Raw genomic sequence first — 14,057 nt, 5'->3', positions numbered from 1 at the left:
TTATTCATAATTAATTTACTCTTATTTAAAATAATATCAAACAGCATTTCAAATTCAAAACTTTGATGTACTATTTGTTTATAGATTAAAAAATTAATATTCAAATTTTTGGGATAAATTTTTGGACAAAAGGATTCGTAACCTAAAATTAGTTTCAAAAGCCTTAAGGCAAATAAAGTTTTTCTGCAAGCGTTTTAACATAAAACATTGCAATAAACCTTATTTACTGCAAATTCATCAATTTATGTTTTTTTTAAAGGCCAAAAAATCAAAGCAAAAATATATTCCCAAAAATCTTATACAAACGAACAAGATTAACATCAATACCCAGTCAAGTAGTATAATAATACCTGTATTTGTGATTAAAAATTTTTTGATAAACAAAACTTTAATAAATAAAACGATAAAAAAATTAAAAATAAAGTTTTGCTATCAAGATAAGCAAATAAACATCAATATTTTTAATTTTTTATGCTTTATTAAAAATATTGTAAATATAAAATCTAAAATTATTGGATATAAAAAAGGAGAATTTCAATGAGAATGCTATTAGCAACAATAATACTTATATTAACAACAGGCTTGTTAACTGCCCAATCAAAAAGCAAATCTATAGTTGAAGATGACTTTGATTTTGAGAAACTTCTTGCAAAAGAAGAGTCTGTCCGCCGTTTATTTGGTATAGGCTTTGGGATTGGATACCCACTTACAAACATTACAATATCTGTTCCATATGTAGACATAGACCTTGGCTACGGAGGATTTGTAGGACTTAAGCCCAACAATTTCATGCCCTATGTTGCAGCAGGAATAGATCTTTTATTTAAAGATGAAATACATAAAAACACCATGATTTCTGGCGGCATTGGAATAGGAGCAGATTGGTCAAAAGGAAGCCCTGAGAAATCGAATGAAAAGCTTGAAGAAGAGGAAGAAAATGAAGCTCAACAAGTAAATTCTCTTCAGAATAGAATAGGGGTTGTGATAAGGCTACCCTTGGTAATAGAATATAGCTTTCTTAAAAATATTGTGATTGGGTTTAAAGCTGTTGCTACCATTGGAACAACTATGCTGCTTGGCGGCCCAATATCATTTGAAGGAGCTAGATTTAATTTCTTGGGTACAGGCTTTATCAAAATATATATATAGTGGAGAATAAATGATAAAAAATTTTAAAAAAATGCATATTTTAATATTAGCATTAGGTGTAATACACCTTTCTTTTGCATCTGACAATTATATGGTCAGATGCAGCAAGGAAGAAGATTCAACAACCTGTATCGCAAAGCTTAAAGGCATAAAAGAAAAAAAAAGTTATGACTTATTTTCAATGGGTATTGGGATAGGTAATCCTATTGCAAACATAATAATTACAATTCCTTATATAAATATTGATTTTGGATATGGGGGTTTTATTGGTCCTAAGTCAAATAATTTTGAAAATTATCTAAACGGCGGAATAGATATTGTTTTTAAAAAACAAATTGGACAATACATGAGAATCGGTGGCGGCATTGGAATAGGTGCAGATTGGTCAAAAACATCCCTTATACCTCCTGACGAAGAGAAAGAGACTGATTATGAAAGAATAGGCGCTGTTATAAGAATTCCTTTTGTAATGGAATATAACTTTGCAAAAAATTTATACATAGGATTCAAAGTTTACCCTGCACTAGGGCCAACAATATTGCTAACAAAGCCAAAAATTTTATTTGAAGGAATTAAATTCAATTTTTTTGGATTTGGATTCATAAAATTTGCATTTAATTAGCCAAATAATTAAATTGGTGATTAAAATTAAGCTTACTTAAGTAAGCTTAATTTTAATCAAAACCAGCAATAAAAGCTTGACCATCCCCATCAATAAACAGGTTTTCAGCTTTTTTGCCTATAAAAATGCTCTCTCCCTTGTTAAGGTCGAAAGATTTATTTATACTCACACAACCATCTAAAACTAACAAGACCATTGCACTATTTCTATTGATGCAAATACTCTCATTTACTTTTTTTTGAATTAGTTTCAAATTAGTATTTGGCAGTCTAAATACACTAAAACTATTTTGAAAATCGGGCTTTAAAAATGATACCTTTCCTTCTTCAAATTGGCCAACTCTCAACATCTCTTCTTTATCAATATACTTGGTAGTAAGCCCAGCTCTAATGACATTGTCAGAATTAGTCATAAGCTCAATACAGTCTCCTTTAAGATATGCATGCACCTCCTGACTATTTGTATAAACAACTTCTCCTGGTTTTAGTTTTAAAATATTCATGCCCAAAAATACTAAAAGACCCACATCTACACCATAAATATTGTAAATTTCATTAAACCAGTAACCCCTAAAACTATCAATAAGATTTAAATTTTTTAAAATTTTTTCAATAATCATCTCAAGTTCATGCACTTGTAAATCAAAAATAGTCTTTACAAAGTCTCTATGTGACTGAAAGTCTAAATTTAATTTCAGAATTTCACAATTTTTTTTAATCTCACTCAAAGGCAAAAAGCCCTTAAGAGCATAAAAATCACTTAAAGCATAAATAAGTTCAATTTTGGGGTTTTTGTCTTTATATATCCTTTTGGGGTCATTAATGTCTATCCCTTTATTATTCTCTGATTCATAGCCTTTTAAGGCAGTATCTTTAGAAGGATGAATTTGAATAGATAAAGGCTTATTTGAAGACAATACCTTAAATAAAAAAGGAAATTCATCATTACGGCCTAAAAGCTCTTTATGATCTTCTAAAAAATCACTTAAAAGCACATATTCATTTTTATATAAAATCTTACTAGAAAATGTCTTGTGTGCTCCAAGCCACATTTCAGCCTTAGGTTTTCCATCAATCTTATCACCCAAAAGATTGGGAATAAAGCTAATCCCTCCCCAATCATATTCTTTAATATTATTTTTCATTAAATAAATATTATCTTTATTCATTCAGATTCCTTTGATTTTAAAGATTTCAAAAAAATTACTAAAGCCGTTGCAACTGCAACTCCAACAGCAATTGCAATAATAAACTCAAATTTATTATCAACAACAGGAAGAACTATTGGACCTCCGTGTGGAGCATGATTGGCAACACCCAAAAAGGCAGCAATAATGCTTGAAACAGCTCCTCCTGCCACTATCGAAGGAATCACCCTTCCAGGATCACTAGCAGCAAAAGGAATAGCTCCCTCGCTAATACCAATAAATGAAATCAAAAAGGCTATTTTGCCAGATTCTTTTTCTTCATTTTCAAATAATTTAGGCGCTAAAAAAGTTGCAAGCCCCATAGCCATAGGAGGAACAGGAATTGCTGCTGCCACCATTCCCATTATTTCTGGCACTTGAGGAATTAGCCCTACTCCAAAAAGAAATGCCACTTTATTAAAAGGACCACCCATATCAACAGTAATCATTGAACCTAGTACCAAACCTAAGAAAATTTTACCCAACACACCAAACGTTTCTGAATTACTTTGTAAAGATTTAAGCCCGCTCTCAAGCACCCCCATAAATTCTCCAATATAAACACCAACATGCAATATAAAAAAGCCAACAATAATAGTGCTTATTAGTGGAATCACAAATATAGGCATCACGGGCCTTAACCACTCAGGAACAGATCTCTTTGCCAAAAACCTTGCAACATAGCCTGCAAGAAACCCCGCAAATATTGCACCTAAGAATCCTGCTTTTACATTGCCAGACATTACTCCACCAACAAGACCGGGCGCAAGACCGGGTTTATCGGCAATTGCCATTGAAATAAAACCAGCAAGCACGGGTAGCATCATTCCAAAAGCCACAGAGCCAATATCTGCAAGCTGCTTATAAAATGGATGCTCAGAAAAATTGGGCCCATCAGGTCCAATCCCAACAAAAGCAATGCTAAGGGCAATTAAAATTCCTCCAGTTGCAACAACAGGAATCATTGGGGATACTCCACTCATTAAATATTTATAAAAACTACCTTTGCCTGTTGCAATCGAGCCTTTAGATCTGTTATTAGCACCAGAGTCTTTGCAAAAAAATACTGGGGCATTAAATGCCTCCTTAATAATATTTTCTGTATTGTTTATCGCTTTTACAGTTGAGATTTTATAAACTTTTTTACCTTCAAATCTCTTTTCATCAACATCCTTATCAACAGCAAGTATTACAATATCTGCATTCCTAATTTCTTCTTCTGTTAAGGCATTTTCAATACCAATAGATCCTTGGGTTTCGACTCTAATATTGTAACCCTGCTTTTTAGCTTCATTTTCAATTTTCTTTGCTGCAATATATGTATGAGCAACTCCAACAGGACAAGCCGTTACAGCTACTATTTTCTCTTTTTTCGTAGCTCCAAAAACCTCTTCTTTGACTTTTCTATGAACATTCTCCATATAATAATAAATGTCATCAGCAGTAACAATCCCACTTAAAGCATTTTTAAAAGCATCGTCTTCAAATAGCTTAGCTATAAACGCGATCGACTTAATATGCTCGTTGCCTTGTTGTTTTTTTGACATACAAATTAAAAATATTAAATTAACAGGAGGATTTTCTTCAGACCATTTAACACCAGTACCTTTAATGTAAAGCAATGAAATAAAACTGGTCTTAACAACATCTCCTATAAAATGGGGAATTGCAACCCCATTTTCCCAAGAAGTGTCGCCTATTTTTTCTCTATCAAGAATTCCTTGAAGAAACTCTTTTTTACTATCTATATATCCCTTATCATTAACTTTTTCAACTAAAAAATCAATTACATCTTCTTTTGAATTTGCTTCTGGCAAAATAAATACAAGATCTTTTTTCAAAAAATTAAAAAACATAAATGTAGACTCCTACTAATTAAACATATTGTATAATATACAATAAAACAGCATACCACAGCCACCTAATATAAAAAATATTTTTTATATTAAATAGGAAAATTACCCCTAAATACATGTATAATATTGAAAAGAAAAATCAATTTTTATATTATTTAAAATAATCTGTTTATGAAAAAAAATCCAAACATTTATATTTCCTTAACATTGCTCATAATTTCCACTTTAAATGCACTTGCAAATGAAGACGACAATACTAATGAAAAAAATAATCAATCCAAACAAAGCTCCAATTTCTTTAACCCAGAAAGAGGATTCACATATTCAACAGGAATTGGAATTGGAATTGGATTTTTCCTAAATTCAAATACTAAACATCTTATTTTTAGACCTTACTACACATTCTCTATTAATACTTTTGATTTTTTAATCGTTGCTATGATATTAACAAGGGAAACCCTTAATATACCTAAAGAAATGCAATACTTTAAATCTTATATTGGAGGAGGAATAAACTGGCACATTGCAAATTTAATTAAAAAAACAAAATATTTTTCCTCTACTATTGGCATAGGTGGTCGTTTTTACCTATCTACAAACTTCATAGGAGACATTCAATTTTATGAAAAATTGCCTTATGTGCTAGAGCCTTATATGTTTATTGAAATTTCTACTAAAAAGGCAATACCTTTAATGGGATTAGACTTTAAAGTTGATTTTTTATTTTTAGATACATTTAACATTTCTTTTAATTTCACTATTAGATATAATCTTAAGGACGAAAAAGAGATGGAAACATGAAAAAAAGATCAAAATTTTTTCTTTACTGCTATATTTTATGTCTAGCAGGATTTTTATTTTTTTCCTTAAATCCAAAAGTCCTAAAACAAATTAAACACAAAATTTATGACTATTTAGAGATAATAGAAAATAAATATATTAAAATTACAAAATCTATTCCAATAAAAGAATCCCAATTAATACCTAAAGGATATCTTACTACCCACATAATAAGCAAAAAACACTATACCTTGGGATATGCTGAAAGCGCAAGACAATCCGAATGGGCCGCTTATCCGCTTAAAAGAGAAATGGTGGAACTAGCATTAACTTTGTTAAAATCAAAAAAAATTAAAAGGAGTTCTAAATTCTTTGAAGACACCAACATCAAAGGCATTTTTCCAAAACTTGAAGATTACTTTAAAAGCGGTTATGACAGAGGACACATAGTAAGTTCTGCAGATATGTCTTTTTCTGAAAATGCAATGAAAGATACATATTTTTTATCAAATATGTCGCCCCAAAAAAGCGAATTTAATTCTGGGATTTGGCTAAAACTTGAAAAATTAGTAAGAGAATGGGCAATCTTAAAAGGATATATATATATCATAAGTGCTGGAATTTTAACGGAAAATAAAGGATTTATTGGTAAAAACAAAATTTTGATACCTAAAAATTTTTATAAAATAGTACTAGCAATTAATAATAAAAATTTTTATGACATAATCTCTTTTATTATCCCAAATGAAAAAGCAAAAGACTTGGATTTGAAAAATTACGTTGTTAGCGTAGATTTAATTGAAAAAAAAACAAAAATAGATTTTTTTGCAAAACTTGATTCAAAAATTAAAAAAAATATCAAAAAAATAAAAAATACGCATTCTTGGAAGTTTAAATGAAATCAATATTTACAAAATTAAACGCTTCTATTAATCTCTTTCTCTTTATAATTTTTATTTTAGCAACACTAGTTATACTGATTTTCTCTTATAAAATAAAATATAATGAAAATTATCAAAATTATGTTCTAGAAATTTACAATAATAATTTTATAATATTGGTTAATAAATTCGCCATTTTTTTTGCTGGAATTATAGGCTCACTTTGGTCATATATTAATTACAAAAGAACCAATAATATACAATTTATACTTTTCTATTGCTTTATTAGTTCATATACATTAGAACCTATTTTGATCTCTGAAGATTTTTTTTTAAAAAATAACCTAAATTCAAGTTATTACTTATTTACAAAATTTATCATTTTTGTAAATACTTTTTCATTATTAAATTTATTTTTTCTAAGTTTATATATATGCGATTTCAAAATAAAATCAATAAATTATACAATTTACATTATTTTGACCTTTGCTTGCATATATAGTTACACAATGCCTATTAATTCGTACGAAAATAGCCAAAACTACGGCATTCTTAAAATCGAAAGTACAAAATTTTACATAGACGCATTCTTGTCGCTTATTTTAATAAACTTTATAGTAGCCTTTTTGAGAAAAAAAACCTTTGACTATTTTTTCCTTTTTGTTTCAATGCTTTTAATATTAAGTGGAATTTACTTGAATTTGCTAAAAATACCTTATGCTTTTCTCCCAATCTCAATTGGTATACCAATCTACTTAAAAAAATCAGGAAAAATTTTCTTTTACTGGCTATAAAAAAAAGAAGTTAAAAAATAGGACGAAGTTGAAACAATAAGAGGTAAAAATAAATTATCATAATTATCAGCATCAAAAAGCTCTACTAATACTGCTAAAATTCCAAGAATTAAAGCTGTTATCAAATAAGGGAAAAAATAATAATATGAAAAAAAAGTAGCGCAAAATACAACAAAGCTACCAGAAATCGTTTTACCGTTTACAAGCTTAAAAGAAGGAATTAACTTTCCAGCAATACTTGCAAATCCATCACCAAGACATACTGAAAATATTCCAATATAATTAAAGGGTTCCATAATCAAGCAATATGATATCAATATGCCTAAAAACAAAAAAACAGGTGGAAAAGATACTTTATTAGGCAATATTTTTCTTGATTTTAATATTATGTCTGAAATAGTTTTAAAAAAAAGTAGTTTTTTTTTAGTAATTCTAAAAACTTCAGAACTTAAATATAAAATCATAAAAAGTATATTAGAAAAAAATCCTATCCAAAAATTTATTCCATAAAAAACTAAAACTATTAAGCTAAAAATATGAAAAAATTTTCTAAAAATTTCATACTTAACGTCTTCTCTAAAAATTATTCTTTTAAACTTATTAAGCATCATTCAATCTTTTTAAATATATTAAATCGGCATTTGCAAATCTTTTTTTAAACATTCATTAAATTCCTCATTTATTGCTGCAAATAAATTAAAATAAACAAAAACCTTTTTATAAAAAAAATCTTATAATAAAATTATTTATGTTAATTTTACAATTTTTTTTTCAAAAAAAATATTCTTACCTAGAGATTTATTATAAATAGGTAATACTTATTTATAAAGATAATAATTAAGCAGGTTCCAAAAAGTGCTAGAAATTGAAGATAAATTATTTTTAAAATTTTGTGACTTTATATACAACAACAGTGGAATGCGTTTTGACGAAAAAAATAAATTTGTTCTTCAAAGCAGAATTAATGACGCAGTAAGAGAACTTGCTCTTAAAAATCCATCACAACTTTATAATTTAATAATTAGTGAAAAATTAAAAAAAGAATATTTCTTGGATCTAGTTACAACGAATTTAACAAGATTTTTTAGAAATTCTCTACATTTTCAAACTTTTGAAAAATTTGTAATTCCTAATTTAATTAATATTAAAAACATAGAAGAAAAAAATAGAATTATTATCTGGTCTGCAGGATGCTCAACCGGAGAAGAACCTTATTCATTAGCATTTGTACTCAAATCAAAGCTTCCAAAAGAAATAGATTTTATTATTATTGCTTCTGATTTAAGTTTAAAATCTTTGATGATAGCAAAAGAAGGATATTATTCATCAAACAAATGTGAAAATATTCCCAAAGAATACCGACACTATATATATTCTCATTCAAACGGATATAAAATTAAAAATGAAATTAAAAATCACATAAGATTTGATTATCATAATCTAAACTTTGAAAGCAATTTTTCAGAAATTGATGTTATTTTTTGTAGAAATGTATTAATATACTTTGATGAAAAATCAAAAATTAAAGTACTTAAGAGATTCTACAATAACATGTCTAAAAACAGCTATTTATTTATAGGACACTCAGAATCACTTTTTGGGCTTAACCTACCTTTTAAATTCTTAAAAACACCTTGGGCAATAATATATGAAAAAAAAGATACTGACTCTCAAAAAGAAAAATTTAAATTACAAAATAAATATAAGTTATAATTTAACAAGAATTAAATAGGGAAAAAGTAACTGTGGAAACAAAAATTTCTGTACTTATCATAGAATACTTTGCTGTAAAGAGAAAACTTATATCAGACCTTATTAATTCGTCTCCCAAACTCCAAGTCATTGCAACTGCTTCTAATGGTAAATTTGCAACCAATAAGCTTAAAAAGCTTAACCCCAAAGTAATACTAATGAATTTAGAAGAAAATAACATTAAAGATATTCTCTTTTTGGAGAAAAAAAATAATATAAACAAAACAATACCAATTGTAGTCACATCTTCAAATCAAAACCTAATAAATATTGCTGCTTTAAAGGGCGCTGATGATCTTATACTAGTATCTAAAAATAAAAAATCACATGAAAACAAAAAAGAACAAATTATTAATTCTCTTTTGGCCTATGGATCAATATCTATAAAAAACAAAATTGTTTGCAATAAGGATATGAAAATAAAAAACTATGATGGAGCTAGAATTTTTTTAAATCACAAAAATGACATTTTTTCATCAAATAAACTTGAAGAACATACAAAAGAAAAAATATTAAATGAAAAAGAAATAAAAAAACTTAAACTTAGAAAATTCGACATAATAGCAATTGGAATATCAGCAGGGGGCCCCGTGGCCTTGAAATCAATATTACCAGAAATACCTGAAAGCTTCCCCCCAATAATAATTGTTCAACATATGCCTAAAGGATTTACAGAAGAATTTGCAAAAAATCTTAATAATCTTTGCAAAATAAGGGTAAAAGAAACCGCCAATAAAGAAATATTAAAGCAAGGACATGCATACATAAGCTCAGGTGGATATCATACCAAAATCCAAAAAATCGATGGCAACTATCAAATACAAATCTTTGATGGCAAACATATAAATGGCCACAAACCATCTATTGGGGTATTATTTCAATCTATTGCAGAAATTGCAAAAGATAAGGCAATTGCCCTAATAATGACTGGAATGGGAAATGATGGATCAAGAGAAATTGGCGATATAAAAAAAGCTGGGGGACTAACTATTGCGCAAGATAAAGAAAGTTCCATGGTTTTTGGAATGCCCAAAATAGCAATAAAAGAAAACAATATAGACTATATAGTTCCACTAAACCATATGGTAAAATTATTAAAAGCTATACTAATTGATAGCTAAATTTTTTAATTAAGGAATATTTTTTGGACAACAAAAAAGAAAACACCAATAAAGAAGACTATTTTTCCCATGTAAGTAAATTTAATATACACAATAAAACAATATACATACTTGGAACTGCTCACGTGTCAAAAAAAAGCTCAGAAGATACTGCAAATTTAATAGAAATCTTAAAACCAGACTATATTGCCGTTGAACTTGATGAAGCTCGCTATCATTCGATATTAAACACCGATGAAAATGAAAAATGGAGGAACTTAGATATAGATAAAGCATTAAAACAGGGGAAAGCCTTCTTTCTCATAATAAACATCATTCTTAGCAACTTTCAAAAAAAATTAGCAAAAGAACAGGGAATACAACCTGGCGAAGAAATGAAAACAGCTATTTTAAAAGCCAAAAAGCACAATATTCCACTAATTCTTGCTGACAGAAAAATTGAAACAACTCTAAAAAGAGCTTGGATATCTATTCCGATATTTGAAAAAATAAAAATAATCTCAAGCCTTTTTTCCCTAACAGATACAAAAATTACAAAAGATGAAATCGAAAAGCTCAAAGAACAGGATGCTCTTTCAAAAGTAATGGAAGAACTTTCCAAAGAAATACCCCAAGTAAAAAAAGTTTTGATTGACGAAAGAGACGAATTTATTGCAAATAAAATCCTTGAAGGAACAGGCATCGTTCTTGCCGTTGTAGGCGCAGGTCATGTAAACGGAATCATGAACACTCTAAAAGAAATAAGCCAAAATAAAAAAATAATAAACATTGAAGAACTCGACAAAATACCTAAAAAACATTTTTCATTTAGCAAAGTGCTATCTTACTTAATCGCAATTTCAATCATCCTACTAATAGTAAGCTCTTTTTACTTTAAAGGATTTGATTTTGCTTACAAAAATTTAAAGCTTTGGATAATATCTAATTCTCTTTTTTCAGGCATTGCAGCCATCTTATTAAAATCTCACCCTTTAACAATTTTAACAGCTGTTATAGGTTCTCCAATATTTTCCTTAATACCATTCATAGGAACGGGCATGGTAGCAGGACTTGTTGAAGCTTACATAAACAAACCAAAGGTCAAAGATTTTGAAAATCTACAAGAAGAATTATCAACAACAAAAGGATATTTTAAAAACAAAGTTACAAGAATTCTATTAATAGTGCTTTTTGTAAACCTTGGATCTACAATTGGAACAATTGTAGGGCTTAAATTTTTATTAAATGTTTTCAAATAAACCCTTAAAACAATAAATATCTACACAGGAGTATATATATGGGGCTTGTATTTTTAGGTCCTCCAGGTTCTGGAAAGGGGACTATTTCAAAAATTATTTCTAACGAATTTAAATACCATCACATTTCAACAGGAGATTTATTTAGAGAAAATATTTTAAATTCTACAACCCTTGGAAAAGAAATAAAAAAAATTGTTGAAAAAGGAGAGCTGGTCCCTGACCTAATTACAATCAAAATAGTAAAAAATAAAATTAAAGCTATTGAAAAGAATGATAATTTTATTTTAGATGGATTTCCGCGCAATATTTGCCAAGCTAAAGCTCTTGATAAGTTTTTGCCAAATGTAAAAATAATAAACTTTTTAATTAATGAAAAATTAGTAATAAAAAGACTCTCTGGAAGAAGAATTTGTAAATCCTGCAACAATATTTTTAATATATATACCTTAGCCACAAAAAAAAATGGCATTTGCGATGTTTGCGGAGGAGATCTTTACCAGCGAGAAGATGATAAAGAAGAATGCTTAAAAACAAGACTTAAAGAATATAAATTACAAACACAACCACTAATAGAATTTTACTCAAAATGCTCTAGACTTAACAATGTTGATGCATCTGTTGAAATTGATGAAATTAGAAAAAAAATAATTAAAATAATGTTAAAAAAAATTAAATAAAAAAGGTAAAAAAATTAAATGGAAAAGGTATTTAAAATAAAAAAAATTTGCTTTTGCTTGCTTCTTTTGCAAGCAAAAATAGTTCTTGCCCAAGATCAACAAGACCTAAAATTCAATAGTGAATATTTTTACTTTAATTTTCAATCGGCTTATTACCCTCCCCATGAGCTAGGAACAAATGGAAGTAACTTTTCACAAAGCTTTAAACATCCCAACTTCCAAAATATTGAACCAAGTTTAAAAATTCCAGTCAATTATTGGGGAGGAATAAAATTAATATCATACTTAGGGTACTATAAAAATTTTAAAGCTTTACACAATCCTAATTCTATATTTTTTAAAAACAATGGCATAGACGTCGATTTAAATATCGGATTGTCTCCTGTAATCATCTCATTTAAAAGCATGCTAAGCTTTACTCCTATTGCTTTTTTAAATTTATATGTATCAAATGAAATTGGTATGGGCTGGGAAGCTTTTGGATTTAAGGGGATTGGTGTGCACATTGAAAATGGAAAATATTCAAATGATATTGAATTTTATTCGGAAATAACAATAGGGGGACGATTCCAATTTGATTTAAACGCTATTTTTAAAGGGGAGTGGACACATATTATTACAGTTATTGGAAATAATTTTACATACTTAATTAATCCTCATGCAAATAAAGATCAACTTTGGAAATATAAAGCAGACGATGGCAAAAATATAAATGGCATGCTAATAAAGCCTTACGCTCTTTTAGCTTACAAAATGCCAATACCCCTTAACACTATAGGGCTACTTTATGAGGGAAAAACACAAATCGGCAAAGAAAGAAACATAAGCTCATGGAAAAACAAAGGTTGGGGAAGTGATATTTTTTATCACAATATTTCTCTTATTGCTAATTTTGAAGTTGTCAAACCTTTAACAATTGGCCTTCAATTAAAATTATCTACAAATCCTACATACACAAGTAATACAGCTGGGCTAGCTGATATTTCAAAAAGAATAGCAACTGGTAATTCCTATTTTTACTACGATTCTATCGGAATCTCTATAACTTATAAATACTAAAGTCTAATAAATATAAATTTAATATCTAAACTGATTCCTTCCAGAAACTTTAGCCTCATAAAGCTTGCTATCAGCAAGCTTTATGATATTGGTGAAATTGTTGTCAATAGGAATTTCTTGAGCAAGACCAATTGAAACAGTCACAATGTTAGAAGTACTACTATGGTCATGCACTATTCTTAAACGCTTTATATCATTAATCATTGCTTTAATAATACTAATCATTTCATTTAGACTCTTATTAACAGAAAAAAAAATAAATTCCTCTCCTCCATATCGAGCAACATCTATTTTATATTTTAAAGAAACCTTATATAAGGCTTTAGCAATCAATTTAAGACACTCATCACCATTAGTGTGGCCATAATTATCATTGTAATTTTTAAAATTATCAATATCTAACATCCCAACAATTACTATTTCTTTACTTTCTAAAGCTTTAATCCATGACTTAGAAAATTTATCCATAAAAAATCTTCTGTTTGGAATCTGAGTAAGCCCATCAATTCTAGATAAGCTTTTAAAATAATCTCTTAACCGCTTTAATTCAAGATGCGTCTTAACTCTAGCATCAATTATTCGGCTATTAAAAGGCTTTAAAATATAATCTACTCCACCAACGTTAAATCCCTCAAGTTGAGCGTCTGTAGAACCTCTTGAACTAATGAAAATTACAGGAATCTCTTTAGTATCAGGGTCGCTTTTTAGCTTTCTACACACCTCATAACCATTAATATCTGGAAGACCTATGTCAAGAAGTATAAGATCGGGATTATCTTTTTCAACTTGTTTTAAAGCATCAAGTCCATTTGTTGCAACTTCAACCTCATAAGCACCTTGTAATATATTTACCAATAAATCTAAATTGGTTGGAGAATCATCTACAATTAAAAGCTTCTGATTTTCCACTTCAAAAGCTTTATCTTTAATTATCATTTCCAC

General features: G+C 28.5%; 15 protein-coding genes. 11 read left to right on the top strand and 4 right to left on the bottom strand.

Translation table 11 applies throughout. The features are described 5' to 3' along the window. Window positions 1-121 precede the first annotated feature (121 nt). The 3 genes from BLA33_RS05915 to BLA33_RS02270 are packed head-to-tail and all read left to right on the top strand — an operon-like array spanning window position 122 to window position 1,771. Window positions 122-541 carry a hypothetical protein gene (locus BLA33_RS05915; protein ID WP_075226387.1) on the top strand — a complete coding sequence of 140 codons (420 nt, stop codon included), beginning with the start codon at window positions 122-124 and terminating at the stop codon, window positions 539-541. Beyond that, on the top strand, window positions 538-1,149 hold the full coding sequence (locus tag BLA33_RS02275; RefSeq protein ID WP_029346791.1) for a DUF3996 domain-containing protein: 612 nt from the start codon (window positions 538-540) through the stop codon (window positions 1,147-1,149). The genes BLA33_RS05915 and BLA33_RS02275 overlap by 4 nt, the downstream gene beginning before the upstream one ends. 10 nt (window positions 1,150-1,159) lie before the next feature. After that, on the top strand, window positions 1,160-1,771 hold the full coding sequence (locus BLA33_RS02270) for a DUF3996 domain-containing protein (protein WP_029346792.1): 612 nt from the start codon (window positions 1,160-1,162) through the stop codon (window positions 1,769-1,771). Window positions 1,772-1,823: 52 nt separating this feature from the next. Here the strand turns inward: BLA33_RS02270 and manA are convergent, their stop codons facing one another. Together manA and BLA33_RS02260 are read right to left on the bottom strand one after the other, a co-directional pair. Beyond that, window positions 1,824-2,939, bottom strand: coding sequence for a mannose-6-phosphate isomerase, class I (manA, locus tag BLA33_RS02265; protein ID WP_075226386.1), 1,116 nt, complete (start codon window positions 2,937-2,939; stop codon window positions 1,824-1,826). Further along, entirely contained in the window at window positions 2,936-4,813 is a 1,878-nt protein-coding gene (locus tag BLA33_RS02260; RefSeq protein WP_004793118.1) for a fructose-specific PTS transporter subunit EIIC, read from the bottom strand. Before BLA33_RS02260 ends, manA begins: the two co-directional genes overlap by 4 nt. A 171-nt stretch (window positions 4,814-4,984) precedes the next feature. Here BLA33_RS02260 and BLA33_RS02255 point away from each other — a divergent pair, with 171 nt between their 5' ends. Genes BLA33_RS02255 through BLA33_RS02245 form a run of 3 tightly spaced genes read left to right on the top strand, consistent with a single transcriptional unit; the run spans window position 4,985 to window position 7,268 of the window. Next, the gene (locus BLA33_RS02255) at window positions 4,985-5,614 is read left to right on the top strand and encodes a hypothetical protein (RefSeq protein ID WP_029346793.1); all 630 of its coding nucleotides are present in this window, start codon (window positions 4,985-4,987) and stop codon (window positions 5,612-5,614) included. Continuing rightward, a complete protein-coding gene (locus tag BLA33_RS02250) occupies window positions 5,611-6,492 on the top strand; it encodes a DNA/RNA non-specific endonuclease (RefSeq protein WP_004793113.1) in 882 nt (293 codons plus the stop codon). The genes BLA33_RS02255 and BLA33_RS02250 overlap by 4 nt, the downstream gene beginning before the upstream one ends. After that, window positions 6,489-7,268: a hypothetical protein gene (locus BLA33_RS02245; RefSeq protein ID WP_075226385.1), complete on the top strand. Its 780-nt coding sequence runs from the start codon at window positions 6,489-6,491 to the stop codon at window positions 7,266-7,268. Before BLA33_RS02250 ends, BLA33_RS02245 begins: the two co-directional genes overlap by 4 nt. Here BLA33_RS02245 and BLA33_RS02240 read toward each other — a convergent pair. Further along, window positions 7,256-7,876 (bottom strand): diacylglycerol/polyprenol kinase family protein, encoded by a 621-nt coding sequence (locus BLA33_RS02240; RefSeq protein ID WP_075226384.1) that lies wholly within the window; start codon window positions 7,874-7,876, stop codon window positions 7,256-7,258. The genes BLA33_RS02245 and BLA33_RS02240 overlap by 13 nt on opposite strands. 247 nt (window positions 7,877-8,123) lie before the next feature. Here BLA33_RS02240 and BLA33_RS02235 point away from each other — a divergent pair, with 247 nt between their 5' ends. Genes BLA33_RS02235 through BLA33_RS02215 form a run of 5 tightly spaced genes read left to right on the top strand, consistent with a single transcriptional unit; the run spans window position 8,124 to window position 13,115 of the window. Beyond that, a complete protein-coding gene (locus tag BLA33_RS02235; protein WP_029346910.1) occupies window positions 8,124-8,981 on the top strand; it encodes a protein-glutamate O-methyltransferase in 858 nt (285 codons plus the stop codon). Window positions 8,982-9,013: 32 nt separating this feature from the next. Further along, window positions 9,014-10,141, top strand: a complete 1,128-nt coding sequence (locus tag BLA33_RS02230) for a chemotaxis protein CheB (protein WP_075226383.1) — start codon at window positions 9,014-9,016, stop codon at window positions 10,139-10,141. A 23-nt stretch (window positions 10,142-10,164) separates the two neighbouring features. Further along, complete coding sequence (locus tag BLA33_RS02225) at window positions 10,165-11,379, top strand: TraB/GumN family protein (RefSeq protein ID WP_029346911.1); 1,215 nt, start codon at window positions 10,165-10,167, stop codon at window positions 11,377-11,379. 38 nt (window positions 11,380-11,417) lie between these two features. Then, complete coding sequence (locus tag BLA33_RS02220) at window positions 11,418-12,056, top strand: adenylate kinase (protein ID WP_075226382.1); 639 nt, start codon at window positions 11,418-11,420, stop codon at window positions 12,054-12,056. A gap of 18 nt (window positions 12,057-12,074) precedes the next feature. Further along, on the top strand, window positions 12,075-13,115 hold the full coding sequence (locus BLA33_RS02215) for a hypothetical protein (RefSeq protein ID WP_029346912.1): 1,041 nt from the start codon (window positions 12,075-12,077) through the stop codon (window positions 13,113-13,115). Between the two features lie 18 nt (window positions 13,116-13,133). Here BLA33_RS02215 and rrp1 read toward each other — a convergent pair whose 3' ends face one another. Further along, window positions 13,134-14,057, bottom strand: coding sequence for a cyclic-di-GMP-producing response regulator Rrp1 (gene rrp1 / locus BLA33_RS02210; RefSeq protein ID WP_029346913.1), 924 nt, complete (start codon window positions 14,055-14,057; stop codon window positions 13,134-13,136).

This window comes from Borreliella garinii (genome assembly GCF_001922545.1).
Lineage (GTDB): Bacteria > Spirochaetota > Spirochaetia > Borreliales > Borreliaceae > Borreliella > Borreliella garinii.
This window is presented reverse-complemented; position numbering and strand designations above follow the sequence as displayed.